The sequence below is a fragment of the Spirochaeta isovalerica genome (genome assembly GCF_014207565.1).
In the GTDB taxonomy this organism is placed as follows: Bacteria; Spirochaetota; Spirochaetia; order DSM-2461; family DSM-2461; genus Spirochaeta_F; species Spirochaeta_F isovalerica.
Map to the genome: position 1 here is coordinate 62,901 of NZ_JACHGJ010000010.1, position 17,877 is coordinate 80,777.

22 protein-coding genes are annotated in these 17,877 nt (G+C 44.1%); all 22 read left to right on the plus strand.

From position 1 onward, the window contains the following. Positions 1-157 precede the first annotated feature (157 nt). The 22 genes from rplL (at position 158) to rpsH (ending at position 17,870) form a co-directional block, all read left to right on the plus strand. Positions 158-538, plus strand: a complete 381-nt coding sequence (gene rplL / locus HNR50_RS19250) for a 50S ribosomal protein L7/L12 (protein ID WP_184748433.1) — start codon at positions 158-160, stop codon at positions 536-538. A gap of 88 nt (positions 539-626) precedes the next feature. Continuing rightward, positions 627-4,127, plus strand: a complete 3,501-nt coding sequence (rpoB, locus tag HNR50_RS19255; RefSeq protein ID WP_184748434.1) for a DNA-directed RNA polymerase subunit beta — start codon at positions 627-629, stop codon at positions 4,125-4,127. A gap of 8 nt (positions 4,128-4,135) precedes the next feature. Further along, entirely contained in the window at positions 4,136-8,347 is a 4,212-nt protein-coding gene (rpoC, locus tag HNR50_RS19260; RefSeq protein WP_184748435.1) for a DNA-directed RNA polymerase subunit beta', read from the plus strand. Between the two features lie 162 nt (positions 8,348-8,509). Next, positions 8,510-8,884 carry a 30S ribosomal protein S12 gene (rpsL, locus tag HNR50_RS19265; RefSeq protein ID WP_184748436.1) on the plus strand — a complete coding sequence of 125 codons (375 nt, stop codon included), beginning with the start codon at positions 8,510-8,512 and terminating at the stop codon, positions 8,882-8,884. 15 nt (positions 8,885-8,899) lie between these two features. Continuing rightward, on the plus strand, positions 8,900-9,370 hold the full coding sequence (rpsG, locus tag HNR50_RS19270) for a 30S ribosomal protein S7 (RefSeq protein WP_184748437.1): 471 nt from the start codon (positions 8,900-8,902) through the stop codon (positions 9,368-9,370). A gap of 381 nt (positions 9,371-9,751) precedes the next feature. Next, positions 9,752-10,939 (plus strand): elongation factor Tu, encoded by a 1,188-nt coding sequence (gene tuf / locus HNR50_RS19275; protein ID WP_184748438.1) that lies wholly within the window; start codon positions 9,752-9,754, stop codon positions 10,937-10,939. Positions 10,940-10,989: 50 nt separating this feature from the next. Next, positions 10,990-11,298, plus strand: coding sequence for a 30S ribosomal protein S10 (gene rpsJ, locus HNR50_RS19280; protein WP_184748439.1), 309 nt, complete (start codon positions 10,990-10,992; stop codon positions 11,296-11,298). 33 nt (positions 11,299-11,331) lie between these two features. Then, positions 11,332-11,952, plus strand: coding sequence for a 50S ribosomal protein L3 (rplC, locus tag HNR50_RS19285; RefSeq protein ID WP_184748440.1), 621 nt, complete (start codon positions 11,332-11,334; stop codon positions 11,950-11,952). Positions 11,953-11,961: 9 nt separating this feature from the next. Beyond that, positions 11,962-12,585 carry a 50S ribosomal protein L4 gene (rplD, locus tag HNR50_RS19290; RefSeq protein WP_184748441.1) on the plus strand — a complete coding sequence of 208 codons (624 nt, stop codon included), beginning with the start codon at positions 11,962-11,964 and terminating at the stop codon, positions 12,583-12,585. Positions 12,586-12,593: 8 nt separating this feature from the next. Continuing rightward, on the plus strand, positions 12,594-12,908 hold the full coding sequence (rplW, locus tag HNR50_RS19295; protein ID WP_184748442.1) for a 50S ribosomal protein L23: 315 nt from the start codon (positions 12,594-12,596) through the stop codon (positions 12,906-12,908). Positions 12,909-12,922: 14 nt separating this feature from the next. Further along, positions 12,923-13,747, plus strand: coding sequence for a 50S ribosomal protein L2 (gene rplB / locus HNR50_RS19300; RefSeq protein WP_184748443.1), 825 nt, complete (start codon positions 12,923-12,925; stop codon positions 13,745-13,747). Between the two features lie 9 nt (positions 13,748-13,756). Next, positions 13,757-14,032: a 30S ribosomal protein S19 gene (rpsS, locus tag HNR50_RS19305; RefSeq protein ID WP_184748444.1), complete on the plus strand. Its 276-nt coding sequence runs from the start codon at positions 13,757-13,759 to the stop codon at positions 14,030-14,032. A 10-nt stretch (positions 14,033-14,042) separates the two neighbouring features. Beyond that, positions 14,043-14,405, plus strand: a complete 363-nt coding sequence (gene rplV / locus HNR50_RS19310) for a 50S ribosomal protein L22 (RefSeq protein ID WP_184748445.1) — start codon at positions 14,043-14,045, stop codon at positions 14,403-14,405. After that, positions 14,406-15,107 carry a 30S ribosomal protein S3 gene (gene rpsC / locus HNR50_RS19315; protein ID WP_184748446.1) on the plus strand — a complete coding sequence of 234 codons (702 nt, stop codon included), beginning with the start codon at positions 14,406-14,408 and terminating at the stop codon, positions 15,105-15,107. Continuing rightward, positions 15,107-15,517 (plus strand): 50S ribosomal protein L16, encoded by a 411-nt coding sequence (gene rplP, locus HNR50_RS19320; protein WP_184748447.1) that lies wholly within the window; start codon positions 15,107-15,109, stop codon positions 15,515-15,517. The genes rpsC and rplP overlap by 1 nt, the downstream gene beginning before the upstream one ends. 8 nt (positions 15,518-15,525) lie before the next feature. Continuing rightward, positions 15,526-15,726: a 50S ribosomal protein L29 gene (gene rpmC / locus HNR50_RS19325; RefSeq protein WP_184748448.1), complete on the plus strand. Its 201-nt coding sequence runs from the start codon at positions 15,526-15,528 to the stop codon at positions 15,724-15,726. Between the two features lie 8 nt (positions 15,727-15,734). Next, the gene (rpsQ, locus tag HNR50_RS19330) at positions 15,735-15,995 is read left to right on the plus strand and encodes a 30S ribosomal protein S17 (RefSeq protein WP_184748449.1); all 261 of its coding nucleotides are present in this window, start codon (positions 15,735-15,737) and stop codon (positions 15,993-15,995) included. 14 nt (positions 15,996-16,009) lie between these two features. After that, on the plus strand, positions 16,010-16,378 hold the full coding sequence (gene rplN, locus HNR50_RS19335) for a 50S ribosomal protein L14 (RefSeq protein WP_184748450.1): 369 nt from the start codon (positions 16,010-16,012) through the stop codon (positions 16,376-16,378). Between the two features lie 10 nt (positions 16,379-16,388). Next, positions 16,389-16,706: a 50S ribosomal protein L24 gene (gene rplX / locus HNR50_RS19340; protein ID WP_184748451.1), complete on the plus strand. Its 318-nt coding sequence runs from the start codon at positions 16,389-16,391 to the stop codon at positions 16,704-16,706. Further along, positions 16,706-17,263, plus strand: a complete 558-nt coding sequence (gene rplE, locus HNR50_RS19345; RefSeq protein WP_184748452.1) for a 50S ribosomal protein L5 — start codon at positions 16,706-16,708, stop codon at positions 17,261-17,263. The genes rplX and rplE overlap by 1 nt, the downstream gene beginning before the upstream one ends. Before the next feature lie 13 nt (positions 17,264-17,276). After that, positions 17,277-17,462 carry a type Z 30S ribosomal protein S14 gene (locus HNR50_RS19350; RefSeq protein WP_184748453.1) on the plus strand — a complete coding sequence of 62 codons (186 nt, stop codon included), beginning with the start codon at positions 17,277-17,279 and terminating at the stop codon, positions 17,460-17,462. Between the two features lie 9 nt (positions 17,463-17,471). Then, a complete protein-coding gene (gene rpsH / locus HNR50_RS19355) occupies positions 17,472-17,870 on the plus strand; it encodes a 30S ribosomal protein S8 (RefSeq protein ID WP_184748454.1) in 399 nt (132 codons plus the stop codon). Positions 17,871-17,877: the final 7 nt, after the last annotated feature.

Genomic DNA, 17,877 nt, shown 5'->3' on the forward strand with positions numbered 1-17,877 from the left:
TAGGTCAGTCTTTGTGCCGGAGACAGTTTCCGGCATGTAAGGTTGGCGAAAAATAAATCAGGCCCGCCTGGCGGGCATATGAAAATATTTATTGCAGCGTTAGTCTTCTAAACGTGTTGTGTGCTATCGTTGCGTAAAAAATTAAGGAGAAGATAATATGGCAGCACTTACTAATGACCAGATTCTGGAAGCAGTAGCAAATATGACAGTTCTTGAGGTTTCTGAACTGATCAAAGCTATGGAAGAAAAATTTGATGTATCTGCAGCAGCTCCCGTTATGGTAGCTGGTGGAGCAGCAGCACCCGGTGCGGCGGCCGCTGAAGAGCAGTCTGAATTCGACGTAATCCTCAAAGGATTCGGAGATAAGAAAATTGCTGTAATCAAAGCTGTAAGAGAAATTACTGGTCTCGGTCTTAAAGAGGCTAAAGAAGTAGTTGAAGCTGGAGATAAAGCTGTTAAAGAAGGCGTTTCCAAAGAAGAAGCTGAAACTATTAAAGCTAAACTCGAGGAAGCTGGCGCATCAGTTGAGCTTAAATAGTAGAGTTTCTAACTAATAAAAGACTTTCTCGTTAAACCACTGGGATAAATTTCTATCCCGGTGGTTATATATTGTCAGGGGGTATTGAGTGTTTACACGAGATAAGGATACTAAACGAGTATTTATTGGTGATGAGATTGAAGAGGTAATTGAGTTACCTGATCTTATCAGTATACAGCTCACATCATACGACAACTTTCTTCAGAGAAATACTCTGTTGAAGGGAGAAGCTCTCAACAATCAGGGTCTGGAAGAAGTATTTCAGTCAATTTTCCCTATAGAAAGTACCAACGGTGAGCTGGTGCTGGAATATGTTAATTATACCCTCGATGAAGATAATGTCCCTCTCTCTGAGGCTGAGTGCAAAAAGAAAGGCTTGACCTATGCAGTTCCGGTCAAGGCTAAAATAAATCTGATATTCCAGTCTACCGGAGAAATCCGGCAGAAAGATATATATATGGGAGACATCCCCTTAATGACTGACAGGGGTACCTTTATTATTAATGGTGCTGAAAGGGTTGTCGTTTCTCAGATCCACCGGTCTCCCGGTGTAATTTTCTCTTACGAAAAAGGCCTGTACTCTTCAAGGATAATTCCTTACAGAGGTTCCTGGCTCGAATTTGAGATAGATCAGAAGAAAGAGCTTATATATGCCAAAATCGATAGGAAGAAAAAGATTCTCGGTACTCTTTTTCTAAGGGCTCTCGGTTTTGATTCAAGAGAGAAAATTATTGAGCTTTTCCATAAGACAGCAAAAGTTTCTGTTGATAGTTCAAGAGAAGTGAAGGAAGCCCTTGTCGGGAAAATCCTAGCTAAAGCTGTTTATACCGGTAAGGGCGATGAAAAGAAAAAGATTTATCGCGCCGGTGAAAAAATCCATCCTCACGATACTGATGAGCTTGTACACTCCGGTATCTCGGAAATAGAGATTATAGACTTTGCAGCAGTTGATTCTCTGAATTCTAAAGTTGTAATCAATTGTTTTGATGTTGAGGAAACCAAATTTAATAAAGATGATCCCGAAAGAGATGAGCCGTCTAAAGAAGAGGCTCTTTCTGCGATTTATGCTATTTTAATGCCCGGTGAACCTATTACGGTCGAAGCTGCCGAAAGAGATATACTCTCCATGTTTTTCTCTTCCCGCCGTTACGATTTAGGTAAAGTCGGTCGTTACAAACTCAACAAGAAGTTTGATTATACGCACGATGAAGAATCTCTGGTTCTCACAAAAGAAGATGTTTACAGGACTATGGGGCATCTTATTAAGGTTTACGAAGGCGAAGCTTCAGTCGATGATATCGATCATCTTGGAAGCAGAAGAATCCGTTCTGTCGGAGAGCTTATTTCAAACTCTATTAAGACCGCCTTTACGAGAATGGAGAGGATTGCCAAGGAAAGAATGTCTCTTAAAGAGATAGAGACGCTCAAGCCTCAGGATCTCATCTCCATTAAACCGATCGTCGCTGCCATTAAAGAGTTTTTCGGGTCCAGTCAGCTGTCCCAGTTTATGGATCAGGTCAATCCTCTTTCCGAGTTGACTCACAAAAGAAGACTTAACGCTCTGGGACCCGGTGGTCTTTCAAGAGATCGTGCGGGATTTGAAGTCAGAGATGTACATTACACCCACTATGGTAGAATGTGTCCTATTGAAACTCCTGAAGGTCCGAATATCGGTCTTATTGTCTCTCTTGCCAATTACACAAGGGTTAATGAGTACGGTTTTCTCGAGACTCCCTACCGGAAAGTTGTCGATGGTGTGGCAACCAAAGAAGTTGAATATCTTTCAGCTATCGATGAAGAGAAATACTTCATAGCTCAGGCCAGTGCTCCGCTTGATAAAAACGGTAAGTTTGAGTCCAATACGGTAGCTGTCCACAAAAGCGGTAATTATACGACGCGACCTGTTGATGATATTAAATACATGGACGTTTCTCCCCGTCAGATTATTTCTACGGCGGCTTCTCTCATTCCTTTCCTGGAACATGATGACGCCAACCGTGCTTTGATGGGTTGTAACATGCAGAGACAGGCTGTGCCTCTTCTGTTTCCCGAAGCTCCGATCGTCGGAACAGGAATGGAAGGAAAGGCGGCTTATGACTCCGGAGTTCTCGCTAAAGCTAAAAGAGCCGGAGTTGTTTCTTACGTTTCCGCGGACAGAGTTGTCGTGACACCCGATGATCGGGAAAACGATTATGATGTCGACGTCTATGAAATGATAAAGTTTCAGAGAACCAACCAGGATACCTGTTTCAATCAGAAACCGATTGTCCGAAAAGGTGAAAAGGTTAATGCCAGATCTGTTCTTGCCGACGGCCCGGCTACGAAGAATGCAGAAATTGCTCTCGGAAGAAACCTTCTAGTAGGATTTGTTCCCTGGAACGGATATAACTTCGAGGATGCTATTCTTATTTCTGAAAAAGTTGTAAAAGAGGATTATTACACCTCTATTCATATTAAAGAGTTTGTTACTGAAGTCAGGGAGACAAAGCTCGGTCCTGAAACTATCACGATCGATATTCCCAACACTTCGGAAAAAGCTCTTGAGAACCTCGATGAAGAAGGGATTATCAGAATCGGTGCTAAGGTAAAATCCGGCTCGATACTGGTCGGTAAGGTTACTCCCAAGTCCGAGACAGAAACAACTCCCGAATTCAAGCTTCTTAACTCCATTTTCGGAGAAAAAGCAAAAGAGGTCCGTGATACGTCCCTGAAACTTCCTCATGGTGTTGAAGGTACTGTAATCGATATTCAGAGGCTGAAAAGAAGTGAAGGTGATGACCTGGCACCCGGTGTAGATGAAATCGTCAAGGTTCTTATTGCCACCAAGAGGAAACTCAAAGAAGGGGATAAGATGGCCGGACGCCACGGAAACAAAGGTGTTGTCGCCCGTGTTCTTCCCGAAGAGGATATGCCTTTTATGGAAGATGGAACACCTCTCGACATTTGTCTTAATCCGCTTGGGGTCCCTTCCCGTATGAATATCGGCCAGATCATGGAAACCATGCTCGGTATGGCCGGGGGGCATCTGGACAAATTCTTCGAAACACCTGTTTTCCAATCTGCTTCAACAGATCAGATCGAACAGGCTCTTGTGGAAGCCGGACTTGCACCCAACTCTAAATTCACTCTTTTTGACGGGTATACCGGTGAGGCATTCGAAAATCCTGTATTTGTCGGATATATGTATTACCTTAAGCTGCATCACCTTGTTGATGACAAGATGCATGCCCGTTCAACCGGTCCTTATTCTCTTGTGACTCAGCAGCCGCTCGGTGGTAAAGCTCAGTTCGGTGGACAGAGACTGGGAGAGATGGAAGTTTGGGCTCTTGAAGCTTATGGTGCGGCCAATACCCTCCAGGAGCTTATGACGATCAAGTCGGACGACATGACCGGAAGAGCCAAAATTTATGAAAGTATAGTCAAGGGCGATACGGCCACATCAGCCGGTATTCCCGAGTCATTTAACGTTCTTGTTCAGGAACTCAGGGGTCTGGCTCTCGATGTCAGAATCTTCGACTCAAAAGCGAAGCAGCTGCCTCTGACCGAACGTGATGAAGAACTGATAAACAGACAGGACAGTCGTTTCTAGGGGGCAGAATGAGAGATATTCAAGACTTTGACAGTTTAATGATAAAACTGGCTTCTCCTGAGCAGATCAGGGCCTGGTCTTACGGAGAAGTTAAAAAACCCGAAACTATCAATTACCGAACTCTCCGTCCGGAAAAGGACGGTCTGTTCTGTGAAAGAATTTTCGGAACTACCAAAGAGTGGGAGTGTTACTGCGGTAAATTCAAGTCTATCCGTTACAAAGGAGTGATTTGTGACCGTTGTGGTGTAGAAGTAACCCACTTCAAGGTAAGACGTGAGAGAATGGGGCATATTGAACTTGCTTCGCCCGTCTCCCATATCTGGTATTACCGTTCCGTTCCTTCGAGAATGGGATTGCTTTTAGATCTTTCCATTGCCGCTCTGCGATCTATTCTCTACTATGAGAAATATGTCGTCATTGAAGCCGGTGATACGGATCTGAGAAAACTACAGCTTCTTTCCGAAGAGGAATATGCCGAAGCGCGCGAGCGATACGGTATGTCCTTTACGGCCGGAATCGGTGCAGAAGCAGTTCGCACTATTCTGGAAAACCTCGATCTTGATGAGCTTTCAGCTGAACTGAGAGCCAAAATGGTTGATAAAGGGGCGAAAGCCGATAAAAGACTTCTCAAGAGAATCGAAATTGTTGAGAATTTCCGTGACTCCGGTAACCGGGCTGAGTGGATGATACTTGATGTAATTCCTGTAATTCCACCGGAATTGAGACCGATGGTGCAGCTCGATGGCGGGCGTTTTGCCACATCGGATCTAAACGATCTCTACAGAAGAGTTATAAATAGAAATAACAGGCTTAAGAGGCTTATGGCTCTCAATGCGCCTGATATCATTATCAGAAACGAGAAAAGGATGCTTCAGGAAGCTGTTGATGCTTTATTCGACAACTCCAAGAAGAAAAAAGTTGTTAAAGGAGCGTCGAACAGACCTCTTAAATCGCTTTCCGACCTTCTCAAGGGTAAGCAGGGGCGGTTCAGGCAGAACCTCCTCGGTAAACGTGTAGACTATTCCGGTCGTTCGGTAATCGTTGTCGGTCCGAATCTCAAGCTTCACCAGTGCGGTCTTCCCGCAAAAATGGCCCTTGAGTTATACAAGCCTTTCATTATGAAAAAGCTTGTTGAAATGGATGTCGTTTATAACATTAAGAAAGCTAAATCGCTTGTAGAGCAGGAAACTCCGGAAGTCTGGGCCGTTCTCGACGATGTAGTCAAAGAACATCCCGTACTTCTCAACCGTGCTCCGACTCTTCACCGCCTCGGAATACAGGCTTTCGAGCCCGTTCTTGTCGAAGGAAAAGCGATTCGTCTTCACCCCCTTGTCTGTCATGCTTTCAATGCCGACTTTGACGGTGACCAGATGGCTGTTCATGTTCCTCTGACTCAGGCTGCCCAGATCGAGTGCTGGACATTGATGCTTGCTGATAAAAACCTGATGAACCCCGCGAACGGACAACCGATTGTTTTCCCTTCTCAGGACATGGTTCTCGGTATTTATCACCTGACAAGTCAGCGTCCCGGTGCCAAAGGAGAAGGGAAGTATTTCGGATCTCCTGAAGAAACCATTCTCGCTCTACAGGCTAAAGCTGTTGATTATCAGGCTCTCTGTAAAGTCAAGATAGACGGAAAGTTCCTGGAGACGACTCCGGGGCGGGTTATATTCAATGATCTGCTTCCCTCGGAAGTTGACTATGTGAACTACAGGCTCGGTGATAAAGAGATCAGAGCCCTTATCGCTGAAACTCACGAAGAATACGGCTCTGCTGTTACTGTACATATGCTCGATGTTATCAAAGATACGGGTTACAAGTATGCAACAATTTTCGGAGCTACTATCGGTATGGACGATATTCTCGTTCCCGATGAGAAGAAGACACTGATTTCAAATGCAAACAGTGAAGTTGAGCGTATTCAGAAACAGTATCTTGATGGCCATATCACACAGGAAGAGCGGTATAACCGTGTAATCGAGGTCTGGGGTAAAACCAATGAGGACCTTACCAATGTGATGATGGATCACCTGGAAAACGATAAAAATGGTTTCAATAACGTTTATATGATGGCTGACTCCGGTGCGAGAGGTTCGAGAAACCAGATCAGACAGCTGGCCGGTATGCGTGGTCTAATGGCCAAGCCGTCTGGAGATATAATCGAGCTCCCGATCCGTGCGAACTTTAAAGAAGGTCTATCGGTAATCGAGTTCTTCATATCGACAAACGGTGCCCGTAAAGGTCTTGCCGATACGGCTCTTAAAACAGCTGACGCCGGTTACCTCACAAGGCGTCTGGTCGATATTGCCCAGGACGTTGTTATTAACGAAGATGACTGCGGTACGATCAACGGTATCGATCTGTCGGCACTGAAAGATGGTGAAGAAATTGTGGAATCACTCTCTGACAGGATTAAGGGCAGGTTTACGCTTGAAAGAGTGAAGCATCCGATTACCGGAGAGGTGCTCGTTGATGTTAACGAGGAAATAACTGATGCAATTGCCGCTCAGATTGAAGAGATAGGTGTTGAATCAGTAAAAGTAAGAACTGTTCTGACCTGTGAAGCCAAGCATGGTGTTTGTAGAAAATGTTACGGTCGGAACCTTGCCAACAAGAAAACTGTTGATATCGGTGAAGCTGTAGGAATTATCGCGGCTCAGTCTATCGGACAGCCCGGAACACAGCTTACGATGAGAACTTTCCATGTCGGTGGTACGGCAAGTACTGTTGCGGAAGATAACAAGATTTCTCTCAGATATCCTGTTATTGTCCGGGACATTGACGGTACATTGGTCAATCTTGATAACGGAGATACTCTGTTTACGAGAAAAGGCTATATTACCGTTGCAAAAGTTCTGGAACAGATCCAATTTTCCAAGTCCGACAAGATTCTCGTGGAAGACGGTCAGAAGGTTATCAAAGGTGAAAAGATCCTTGAAAGAAAAGGTGAAGTGGTAGAGGCTCACGAAATCGCTTTCATCAACATCAGGGAAAATCATATACTTCTTGTTGCCCAGGATCAGACTCTCGAGGTCAGAAACGGTTCTACTGTTATGGTAAAAACCGATTCCATCATCGATGCCGATGAACCTATTGCCATGTTCGACCCCTTCAGTGATCCTATTATTGCTGAACAGAACGGTAAAGTTAGATTTGACGATATAATTCTCGGTACGACGCTTAAGGAAGAGATTAATGAAGATACCGGTAACATCGAAAAGAAAATCACCGAGTTCTCTCTCGATACTCTTCAGCCCAGAATCATCATGGAAGATGCGGAAGGCAACGAGCTGGCAAACTATTATCTTCCCGGAAACGCCTACCTCAATGTAGAAGATGGTACGGAAGTGAGAGCCGGTCAGATTCTTGCCAAACTTCTCAAGGAAAGTGCCAAGACTCAGGATATTACCGGAGGTCTTCCCCGTGTAGGAGAGCTATTTGAAGCGAGAAGACCTAAAGATTCGGCAATCCTTTCCAAAATCGGCGGGCTTGTACATTTCCGCGGTATAGCAAAAGGCCGGAGAGTTGTCGTAGTTGAAGACCCCTACGGAAACGAATACAAGCATCTCGTTCCGATGGGAAGACATCTTCTGGTTCGTGACGGTGACCGGGTTAAGGCCTGTGAACCGCTCTGTGACGGAGCGACGGATCCCCATGATATTCTTGAGATTCTTGGAGAAAATGCACTTCAGCAGTACCTTGTTGATGAGGTGCAGGAAGTTTACCGGATGCAGGGCGTTGTCATTAACGATAAACATATCGGTGTAATCATCAGACAGATGATGAGAAAAGTCGAAATAATGGATGTCGGTGATACCAACTTTATCTACGGACAGCAGATTGACAAGTATTCCTTCAGGAAAGAAAACGAAAGAGTTCTGGAGCAGGGTGGACAGGCAGCTATCGCTAAGCCTCTATTGCTCGGAATCACACGAGCTTCCCTGAATATTGATTCGTGGATTTCTGCAGCATCTTTCCAGGAAACTACAAGAGTTCTGACAAATGCGGCAATTGCCGGAGATGTCGATAACCTGAGAGGATTGAAAGAGAATGTTGTTATCGGTCATATGATTCCCGCGGGAACCGGTATGAAGCGGTACAGAGATATGAAACTTTCAAACGATCAGGCAGAAGACCTGGATGCGCATGTTCAGGAAATACTGAAAATCAGAAAGCTCGAAGCGGAACTGGCTGAAGAAACAGCCATGGAAGCGGAATAAAGTTTTCAAAAAAATCAGCAGGGGCGAAAAACGCCCTTGATAAAAAAAATGCATTGTGCTAAATTCCCTGAGGCTGACTCAGGGAAGCCTTTGTATATATATAAGCGGGTGGTATGCTGACGCCTGCAGTTTTGTAAAGAATTTTTAGGAGATTGCAATTTAATGCCTACGATAAATCAGCTTATTAAAAAAGGCCGAAAGTCAAACGTTAAAAAAACCAAATCTCCTGCTCTAGAATCCTGTCCTCAGAGAAGAGGTGTTTGTACAAGGGTATTTACAGCTACCCCCAAGAAACCGAACTCTGCTTTGAGAAAGGTTGCCAGGGTCAGGTTGACTAATGGTTTTGAAGTAACTGCTTATATTGGTGGTGAAGGACATAACCTTCAGGAACACTCTGTTGTTGTTATACGTGGTGGAAGAGTAAAAGATCTTCCCGGTGTGCGGTATCACATTATTCGTGGTGCAAAAGATACGCTCGGTGTAGACAATAGAAGACAGGCTCGTTCTAAATACGGAACTAAAAAGCCTAAAGCTTAATAAGGAGAGGATGTAATGCCAAGAAGAAGAGTGGCGCCGACTAGACCGGCTATACCTGATTCAAAATACAACAGCACCGTTCTCGCCAAATTTATTAAGAGAATGATGGTTGATGGTAAGAAGTCCATTAGTATCAGCAATATGTATGGTGCAATGGCTATTATTAAAGAAAAGACAGGAAATGAAGAGCTTGAAGTTTTTCTGAAAGCTGTTGAGAACGTTAAGCCTTCCGTTGAGGTTAAATCCAGAAGGGTTGGTGGTTCTACTTATCAGGTTCCTGTTAAAATTAGAGATTCAAGACGTGAAGCTCTTGCTATGAGGTGGCTGATTGCTGCAGCAAGAAGCAGAAGCGGAAGAAGTATGAGTGAGAAGTTGAGTGCTGAGCTGATTGATGCTTTTAACTCAACCGGATCTGCTTTCAAGAAGAAAGAAGATACTCACAGAATGGCTGAGGCCAATAAGGCTTTCTCTCACTATAGGTGGTAGATTAGTCTTTCAGGCGGCATATGGACGTTGTTCCGCCGCCTGAAAAGCCCTCTTGCAGGATGCCTGGTGATGATTGTCAGGCCGCTACTGATCGAGGTTTTGTTCTTTATATATGGTGTGGGTTATTAACCCTTTTTTGGATGAATTGATCAAACCGGTGATTTATCACTAGGTGATTGTTTCTCAAAGGCCATTATTAAACATTATCTTTCTCTGAATTACACAGTATTGTACTTTCTTTGTTGTGTAGCTTTAGCGGTAAAATCATCTCCACTCGCACTTACTCCTGTTGAGACCATTGGCAGGATTTGGTAATATCCTGTTTAGTGCCGTTTTGTACGGTTATATAGTTGTTTTTTTTTAAAAGCCGAGGAGGAATGAATGGCTAAGGAAAAATTTGAAAGGTCTAAACCGCATATCAACGTTGGTACAATCGGACACGTTGACCATGGTAAGACAACTCTTACAGCTGCAATCTCTATGTACTGTTCTGCAAAGAACGGTGGAAAGATTATGAGCTACGAAGATATTGATAACGCTCCCGAAGAAAAAGAGCGTGGTATCACTATCAACACAAGACACGTTGAATACTCTACTGATGCAAGACATTATGCTCACGTAGACTGTCCCGGACATGCCGACTACGTTAAAAACATGATCACTGGTGCAGCTCAGATGGATGGTGCCGTTCTTCTCGTTGCAGCTGACTCAGGACCCGAGCCTCAGACAAGAGAGCACATCCTTCTTGCAAGACAGGTTGGCGTTCCCAAGCTGATCGTTTTCATGAACAAAATGGACCTCGCCGATCCCGACCTGGTTGAACTGGTTGAGATGGAAATCGTTGAGCTTCTCGACGAGTACGGATTCCCCGGAGAAGAAACTCCTATTATTAAAGGATCCGCATTCCAGGCTATGTCCAATATTCAGGATGCAGAAGCTACAGCTGCTATTCAGGAGCTTCTCGATGCGATGGATACATACTTTCCTATCCCCGAAAGAGCTGTTGATAAGCCTTTCCTTCTTCCTATCGAAGACGTTTTCTCAATCTCCGGTCGTGGTACAGTTGTAACAGGACGTGTTGAGAGCGGAATCGTTCACGTTGGTGACGTTTGTGAAATTGTCGGTGTTAGAGAAACTCAGACAACGACTTGTACTGGTGTTGAGATGTTCAACAAGCTTCTTGATGAAGGTCAGGCCGGTGATAACGTAGGTTGTCTGCTCAGAGGTATCGATAAGAATGCTGTAGAAAGAGGACAGGTTCTCTGTAAACCTAAATCTATTCTTCCTCACATGAAGTTTAAGGCAGCTCTTTACTGTCTGACTAAAGAAGAGGGTGGTAGACACAATCCTTTCTTTACAGGATACAGACCCCAGTTCTACTTCAGAACAACAGATATCACAGGTACAGTAACTCTTCCTGCTGATAAACAGATGGTAATGCCCGGTGATAACACTGAGATCGAAGCTGAGCTGATTCACCCCATCGCTATGGATAAGGGACTCCGGTTCGCTATCCGTGAAGGTGGTAGAACAGTTGCTTCCGGTCAGGTAATCGAGATTATCGAATAAGGATATGAAGTCGGGAGTCGCAAAGAGCGATTCCCGATTCTGGAGGAATAATGGCTAAAGAAAAGATACGTGTAAGGCTGAGAGGTTTTGACGTAGAATTAATCGATCAGAGTGCGCGGTCTATTGTGCAGGCTGTTCAGAAGCAGGGGACCAAAGTTTCCGGACCGATTCCTCTGCCGACCCGAATAAATAAATATACTGTTTTGAGATCGCCTTTTGTTAACAAAAAGTCGAGAGAGCAGTTTGAAATGAGAACTCATAAGAGACTCATAGATATTTTGGAACCAACCTCTGCTGTTATGGATGCTCTCATGAAGCTCGAGCTTCCCGCTGGAGTCGATGTAGAGATTAAACAGTAAGAGCGGATCAAAGGAAATTGAGGTAAAAATTAAATGTTGAGTTTGATCGGCAAAAAAGTTGGAATGACACAGGTGTTTGACGAAACAGGAGTTTTGACTCCCGTTACAGTCGTCAAAGTTGAAGAAAACGTTGTTATTGCTAACAAAAGCATCGAAAAAGACGGCTATGAAGCTGTTGTGCTCGGTTCTGTTGAAAGAAAAGAAAAGCACACTACAAAGCCTGTAGCAGGTCAGTTCAAAGAGGGAGTTACTCCCAAAAGAAAAGTGGTCGAAGTTCGTGACTTCGGAAAAGAATGTGCTGTCGGAGATACTTTCGGTGTTGAGCTTATCGAAGGTGTCGAGTTTGTAGACGTTATCGGAACTTCAAAAGGTAAAGGTTATCAGGGTGTCATGAAACGCCATAACTTTGGTGGTGGACGAAAGACACACGGTTCAAAATTTCACAGAGCTAACGGTTCTACCGGTATGGCTGCTTACCCTTCAAAGGTTATCAAAGGAACTAAGATGGCTGGAAGAATGGGTGGTGAAAGGAAAACTGTACAGAACCTGCAGGTTGTTAAAGTTGATACGGAAAGACAGGTTCTTCTCATTAAGGGAGCCGTTCCCGGTACAAAAGATAGTTTTGTCATAGTTCGCAAGGCAAAGAAATTATAGAGGATAAATATGGACAAAAAGGTCTATTCAATAGAAGGAAAAGAGCTTAGAGATATCACTCTTGAAGACAGCGTTTTTGCGCGTGAAGTTAGTGAAGGTTCTATTTATCACGCCATTAATAACGAGCTTGCTAACAAAAGAGTGGGAACTGCTTCTACTAAGACTAGAGCAGAAGTTCGCGGAAGCGGAGCTAAGCCCTGGAGACAGAAGGGAACCGGTCGTGCGAGATCCGGTCACAAAAGATCTCCAGTCTGGGTTGGTGGTGGTATCACCTTCGGGCCCAAGCCCAGGGATTACAGCTACACGCTCCCCAAAAAAATTAAAAGACTGGCAATGAAGTCTATTCTCAGCCTTAAAGCTGCCGGAGAGACTTTTAAAGTTGTAGAAGATTTCACAATTGAATCGGGAAAAACCAAAGAACTGAGAACAATTCTCACAAAACTGGTTTCCGAGGAAAGAACAGTTGTGATTTTAAAAGATGACGATCAGATGATCAGAAGAGCCGGACGGAACCTGCCGAATGTCAAGTTCCTTTCTTACAATAGGCTCCGTGCTCATGATCTGTTTTATGGAAAGAATATTCTTGTGCTCGAAGGAGCCGCTGTAAAACTCAACGAGTTCTACGGAAAATAGAGGTTGAAATGAAAGCGGATCAGATTATTATTGAACCAATATTGACTGAGAAATCCAACATCATGCGCGAAGAAGAGTGCAAGAAGTATGTTTTCAAAGTTGATAAAAGAGCTAACAAGATTCAGGTGATGAGAGCTGTAGGCGAGCTTTTCTCCGTAAAGCCGGTCAGCTGCAATATTGTTAACGTATCTGGAAAAAGAAAGGCGATTCTTCCTGTTTCTGCTTCTACTTACAGAAGAGGTTACGGTAGAACGGCTTCCTGGAAAAAAGCAATTGTTACACTTGCTTCCGGCGAAAAAATCGATAAGTTCGAAGGCGCTTAAGCAAGGGGGATTCAATGGGAATTAAAACTTATAAACCGAGAACTCCATCTCAGCGGTACAGGCAGAGCCTGACTTTCGATGATGTTACAAGAACTTCGTCTGAAAAATCCCTGACTTCCGGGAAGTCCAGCAAAGCCGGTCGTGGAGCAGGTGGAAGAATAAGTGTTCGTCGCCGCGGTGGTGGACACAAGAGAAAATACAGAGAGATCGACTTCAAGAGAAACAAATACGGTATCCCCGGAAAAGTTGCTCATATTGAGTACGATCCCAACAGAAGTGCGAATATCGCACTGATTCACTATGCAGATGGTGAAAAGAGATACATTATTGCTCCCAAAGGGCTGACTGTAGGTCAGGAGATTGTCAGTGGCGAAAGTGCTCCCATAGCACTCGGAAACACGCTGCCTCTCGAAAAAATCCCTGTAGGTAGAGTAATTCACAATATCGAGCTTCAGCTTGGAAAAGGCGGACAGCTCGTAAGAACAGCTGGTGGAAGTGCTCTTCTCGCTGCGAAAGAGGGTGATTACGTAACGGTAAAACTTCCCTCCGGAGAAATGAGACTGGTTTTTCACAAATGTTCTGCAACTATCGGTGAAGTTGGAAACGAGGATCACATGAATGTGAAAATCGGTAAAGCCGGTAGATCAAGATGGCTTGGCAAGAGACCAAAAGTCAGAGGTGTTGTTATGAACCCCGTAGACCATCCCCATGGTGGTGGTGAAGGTAAGACTTCCGGTGGTAGACATCCTGTTTCCCCCTGGGGTAAACCGACTAAAGGTTTCAAGACAAGAAAGAAACATAACAACTCTGATAAATTTATTGTCAAGAGAAGAAAATAGGAGTAAGGCGTGTCAAGATCAATCAAAAAAGGTCCTTTTATCGCTAAAAGCCTCTATAAGAAAATAGTTGATCAGAGCAAGGCATCTAAAAAACAGATGATTAAAACTTACTCCAGAACATCGACTATTATTCCTGAAATGGTCGGGTTGACAATTTCCGTGTACAACGGAAAAACCTGGGTACCCGTGTACGTAACTGAAGCGCTTGTAGGACATAAACTCGGAGAGTTTGCTCCCACAAGAATGTTCAGAGGACACGGCGGCGATAAGAAATCGAAGAGATAGGTGTAGATAGATGGAAGCAAAGAAAGGTTACAAAGCCGTTGCAAAAAACCTCCCCATGTCTCCTACAAAGATTCGTCCCATTGCAAACAACCTGAGAAAAAGACCGGTTGTTGAAGCTGTGGCGATTCTTGAGACTCTGCCCAACAAGGGTGCCGGGTTCCTTAAAAAGGTAATTGAATCTGCAACTGCCAACGCACTCTTCCAGAATAGTAAGCTGGATGAGGAAATGCTGTATATTAAAGAGCTGCTTGTAGATGGCGGACCTATTCAGAAGAGAATCTGGCCCCGGTCAAGAGGTAAAGCCGACAGGCTTCTCAAGAGATCGAGCCACATCTCTGTAGTTGTAGATGAAATAGGGAATACGGGGGAATAAATGGGACAGAAAGTACATCCTTACGGACTTCGCCTTGGTATAAACAAAACCTGGAAATCTAAATGGTATGTTAATCCGCGCAACTATGCGGATATCCTCCATGAAGATCTGGCTTTGAGAAAAGCTCTTGAGCAGAGTCCCGAAGCCCGCGGTGCGGAAATCGGTGATATCGAAATCATCAGACAGCCCCAGAGAGTTACCCTGATGATTCACACGGCAAGACCCGGTGTTATCATTGGTACCAAAGGTGCGAATATTGAGAAGATCAGCAGCAGACTTCAGAAAATCACTGATAAGAAACTGCAGATCAAGATTAAAGAAGTTAAAAGACCTGAAGCTGATGCTCAGATCGTTGCCCTGAATGTCGCAAGACAGCTCAAGGGTAGATCTGCCTTCAGGAGAGTTTTAAAGATGGCTGTTGCCAACTGTATGAAAACAGGTGTTCAGGGGATCAAAATCAAGATTTCCGGAAGACTTGGCGGTGCGGAAATGGCAAGGTCTCAGGAAATGAAAGACGGAAGAATTCCTCTGCATACACTGAGAGCGGACATCGACTACGGATTCGCTGAAGCCGATACGACATTTGGAAAAATCGGGGTTAAAGTCTGGATTTTCCGCGGTGAAGTATACGGTATGGATCAGAAAGAAGACGCTGGTCTCCTTGCTAAAAACAAGAAAGAAAAAGCGCCGAGGAGCAAGTAATGCTGAGTCCCAAGAAAACCAAGTATAGAAAACGAATGCGTGGCGTCATGAAAGGTGAGGCCACCAGAGGTAACAAAGTTTCCTTCGGTGAGTTTGGACTTGTTTCTCTTGAAACAAAGTGGATCACTGCAAGACAGATCGAAGCAGCCCGTATTGCCATGACGAGACATATCAAGCGTGGTGGTAAAGTCTGGATTCGGATTTTTCCCGATATCCCTTATACCAAAAAACCTGCTGAGGTTCGAATGGGTAAAGGAAAGGGAGCTCCCGAGAAATGGGTTGCAGCTGTTAAGCCTGGAACTGTAATGTTCGAAATTGCCGGAGTTGACCAGGAATTGGCCCAGCGGGCGATGGAACTTGCCGGTAGCAAACTTCCGATCAAGGTTAAGTTTGTAAGTAAACAGGGATAGGGGAAGTTATGAAAGAAACTTTTAACGATCTCTCACTGGACGAGATGGTTGCTAAACGTGATGAGTTGAAAAAGAATCTTAATAACCTGAGATTTGATATGGTCCTTGGCCATGTAGAGAATCCTATGGAAAAAAGGAATCTTAAAAGATCAATCGCCAGACTGAATACAAAGATCCGTGAAGTGGAACTTGGAATCAGAAAGGCTTAGGTGAAGTCATGGAAAACAAAAAGACTAATAAGAGAGAATTCACCGGACTCGTTGTGAGCGATAAAATGGATAAGACAGTCGTTGTTAAGATTACGACAAAAGTGCTTCATCCTCTTTATAAGAAATATGTTACCAAGTCGGTAAAATATAAAGCACACGATGAGAACAACGATGCTAAAATCGGTGACACAGTAAGGATAATGGAATGCAGACCTATCAGCAAAGAAAAAAGCTGGAACCTGCAGGAAGTTATTGAAAGAGCGAAATAGGCAGGAGGGTTTAAATGGTACAGGATAACACAATGTTAAACGTAGCAGATAACTCTGGTGCTAAAAGAGTTATGTGCATTAAAGTTCTCGGCGGTAGCAAGAGAAAATACGCCAGCGTCGGAGACATAATAGTTGTAGCTGTAAAAGCTGCCCTCCCCAACGCACCTATTAAAAAAGGTGAGGTTAAAAAAGCGGTTATCGTCAGAGTTCACAAAGAATACAGACGAGAAGACGGTACTTATATCAGGTTCGATGATAACGCCTGCGTAATCATCGATGACAAAGGTGCTCCTGTCGGTAAACGTATCTTCGGGCCCGTAGCAAGAGAGCTTAGAGACACAGGTTATATGAAGATCGTATCTCTGGCACCAGAGGTCCTTTAGGAGAAGTTTGATGGCAGAAGTAAAATATAAACTGAAGAAAGGGGACCAGGTTAAGCTTATAGCCGGAAAGGATAAAGGCAAGACTGGAACAATCCTCAAAGTAGACAGAGAAAACGGACGTGTTATTGTCGACGGTCTCAACATCGTCAAGAAGACAATGAAGCCCCGGCAACAGGGCGAAAAGGGAAGCATCGTGGAAATCGAAGCTCCCGTCCACATCTCCAATGTTATGATTATGTGTCCCAAATGTGGTCCCGTTAAAGTCGGTGTCCGCAAAGACGGTGACAATAAAGTCAGATTCTGTAAGAAGTGTGAAGGGGTACTGTAATGGCAGATAAGAAATATACTCCCAGACTGAAGACTGCTTACAATGACAAACTGGCCAAGGAAATGATGAAAGATTTTAAATATAAGTCTTTCATGCAGGTTCCCAAGCTGGAAAAAATCGTTGTGAGCATGGGTGTCGGTGAAGCTATCACAAATAAAAAGCTTCTTGATGCCGCTGTTAACGAGCTGAGTCAGATTACCGGTCAGAAAGTAATGAAGACAAAAGCGAGAAAGTCAATTGCGGGATTCAAAATCAGAGCCGGACAGGAAATCGGAGCCAAAGTTACCCTTCGCGGTGACAGAATGTATGAGTTCCTCGAAAGACTTATCAGTATTGCACTTCCCCGTGTAAAAGACTTTAGAGGAATTAACCCGAAAGCTTTTGATGGAAATGGAAACTACTCTCTCGGTATTACCGAGCAGATCATTTTCCCTGAAATCAACTTCGATAAAATCGAACAGGTTAGCGGGCTCAATGTGGCTATAGTAACGACAGCTGAAAATGACGAGGAAGGCAAAGCGCTTCTTACGAAGTTCGGCATGCCTTTTGCGAAATAGGAGATGAGGTTTAATGGCTAAGAAATCAATGATTGTTAAAGCCCAGAGAACACCTAAATTCAGCACCCGTGCATACAACCGGTGCAGGATTTGCGGTAGACCTCGTGGTTATATGAGAAAATTTCAGATGTGCAGAATCTGCTTCCGTAAGCTTGCGAGCGAAGGTATGATTCCTGGTGTCACTAAATCGAGCTGGTAGGAGTATAGAATGAGTGTTTCAGATCCTGTAGCGGATATGCTCACAAAAATTAGAAATGCCAGTGCAGCAAAGTTTGAGAAAGTAGATATCAGAACATCAAAGCTGAAACTGGAAATTGTAAAAATCCTCAAGAATGAAGGATTTGTTAAGAACTTTAAGAAAGTAACGATCGACGACGTTAACTATATCAGAATCTTCCTGAAATATGACGGGAAAGAGAATTCTGTTATTCACGGAATCCAGAAAGTGTCTACCCCCGGTAGACGTGTTTACTCCGGTTACAAATCAATGCCCAGAGTATTTAACGGATACGGAACAGTTATCGTTTCCACCTCTTCAGGTGTAATCACAGGCAAGAAAGCCTCTGCACAGAAGATCGGTGGTGAAGTGATCTGTAAAGTCTGGTAAGGGAGAA

What these genes read in the sequence shown, in the direction of transcription:
- rplE (WP_184748452.1), top strand. Translation starts at nt 16,706, where the DNA reads ATGGCAGATAAGAAATATACTCCCAGACTGAAGACTGCTTACAATGAC.
- tuf (WP_184748438.1), top strand. Translation starts at nt 9,752, where the DNA reads ATGGCTAAGGAAAAATTTGAAAGGTCTAAACCGCATATCAACGTTGGT.
- rpsC (WP_184748446.1), top strand. Translation starts at nt 14,406, where the DNA reads ATGGGACAGAAAGTACATCCTTACGGACTTCGCCTTGGTATAAACAAA.
- rplN (WP_184748450.1), top strand. Translation starts at nt 16,010, where the DNA reads ATGGTACAGGATAACACAATGTTAAACGTAGCAGATAACTCTGGTGCT.
- rpoC (WP_184748435.1), top strand. Translation starts at nt 4,136, where the DNA reads ATGAGAGATATTCAAGACTTTGACAGTTTAATGATAAAACTGGCTTCT.
- rplX (WP_184748451.1), top strand. Translation starts at nt 16,389, where the DNA reads ATGGCAGAAGTAAAATATAAACTGAAGAAAGGGGACCAGGTTAAGCTT.
- rpsG (WP_184748437.1), top strand. Translation starts at nt 8,900, where the DNA reads ATGCCAAGAAGAAGAGTGGCGCCGACTAGACCGGCTATACCTGATTCA.
- rpsJ (WP_184748439.1), top strand. Translation starts at nt 10,990, where the DNA reads ATGGCTAAAGAAAAGATACGTGTAAGGCTGAGAGGTTTTGACGTAGAA.
- rplP (WP_184748447.1), top strand. Translation starts at nt 15,107, where the DNA reads ATGCTGAGTCCCAAGAAAACCAAGTATAGAAAACGAATGCGTGGCGTC.
- HNR50_RS19350 (WP_184748453.1), top strand. Translation starts at nt 17,277, where the DNA reads ATGGCTAAGAAATCAATGATTGTTAAAGCCCAGAGAACACCTAAATTC.
- rplD (WP_184748441.1), top strand. Translation starts at nt 11,962, where the DNA reads ATGGACAAAAAGGTCTATTCAATAGAAGGAAAAGAGCTTAGAGATATC.
- rplW (WP_184748442.1), top strand. Translation starts at nt 12,594, where the DNA reads ATGAAAGCGGATCAGATTATTATTGAACCAATATTGACTGAGAAATCC.
- rplB (WP_184748443.1), top strand. Translation starts at nt 12,923, where the DNA reads ATGGGAATTAAAACTTATAAACCGAGAACTCCATCTCAGCGGTACAGG.
- rpsQ (WP_184748449.1), top strand. Translation starts at nt 15,735, where the DNA reads ATGGAAAACAAAAAGACTAATAAGAGAGAATTCACCGGACTCGTTGTG.
- rplL (WP_184748433.1), top strand. Translation starts at nt 158, where the DNA reads ATGGCAGCACTTACTAATGACCAGATTCTGGAAGCAGTAGCAAATATG.
- rpmC (WP_184748448.1), top strand. Translation starts at nt 15,526, where the DNA reads ATGAAAGAAACTTTTAACGATCTCTCACTGGACGAGATGGTTGCTAAA.
- rpsL (WP_184748436.1), top strand. Translation starts at nt 8,510, where the DNA reads ATGCCTACGATAAATCAGCTTATTAAAAAAGGCCGAAAGTCAAACGTT.
- rplC (WP_184748440.1), top strand. Translation starts at nt 11,332, where the DNA reads ATGTTGAGTTTGATCGGCAAAAAAGTTGGAATGACACAGGTGTTTGAC.
- rplV (WP_184748445.1), top strand. Translation starts at nt 14,043, where the DNA reads ATGGAAGCAAAGAAAGGTTACAAAGCCGTTGCAAAAAACCTCCCCATG.
- rpsH (WP_184748454.1), top strand. Translation starts at nt 17,472, where the DNA reads ATGAGTGTTTCAGATCCTGTAGCGGATATGCTCACAAAAATTAGAAAT.